The organism is Xenorhabdus beddingii (assembly GCF_002127545.1).
Lineage (GTDB): Bacteria > Pseudomonadota > Gammaproteobacteria > Enterobacterales > Enterobacteriaceae > Xenorhabdus > Xenorhabdus beddingii.
Window position 1 is genome coordinate 1 of sequence record NZ_MUBK01000159.1, and the last position, 515, is coordinate 515.

The 515-nt window shown below is 48.5% G+C and carries 2 protein-coding genes; both read left to right on the forward strand.

Annotated elements, in window-relative coordinates; genetic code table 11:
• The first annotated feature begins 10 nt into the window (after positions 1-10).
• Positions 11-130 carry a hypothetical protein gene (locus tag Xbed_RS19630; protein WP_422641353.1) on the forward strand — a complete coding sequence of 40 codons (120 nt, stop codon included), beginning with the start codon at positions 11-13 and terminating at the stop codon, positions 128-130.
• Positions 131-179: 49 nt separating this feature from the next.
• Positions 180-515 (forward strand): DUF6246 family protein (locus tag Xbed_RS19040; RefSeq protein WP_244182574.1); only part of this gene is annotated, 336 nt, incomplete at its 3' end.

Consider the following 515-nt stretch of genomic DNA (forward strand, 5'->3'; position numbering starts at 1 on the left):
CGTAGCCACTGTGAGTAAGATCGGTAGCGTGGTGACAGTTAGAGGCATTGCTGAGGGCAGCGCAAACATTACTGTCACGACAGAAGATGGCAGCAAAACGACAAGATGTACGGTTACAGTCACTGCTTAATATTACAAAGGGCACTGAAAAATGCCCTTGATAATGTTCAGGAGGAGTTATGACGCCCATTATTGATATTGGTGAAATGGTTATCGCCACTGATAAAACCGACTATTTATTACAGCCGTCATTTGCGGCCATGACACGCATTGGTACGCCTCAGCAAATTGTGGCGGTGTACACCCTGCTCAATGGTGCAGAGACTCAGGAATTAATGCACCGCGCAGCACTGACCTATGGCACTATCCCCGACTGGCTGATTAAACTGATGCGCAAGCCGGCATTTGGCCGTAATATTCTATCAACTTCAATGATGGTGATACAGGCGTGCTGTGAAGAGGATGTAGAAGAGCTAATCGGTGACTGGCGACCGGGGCGCAGAGGCGTTGTCTAT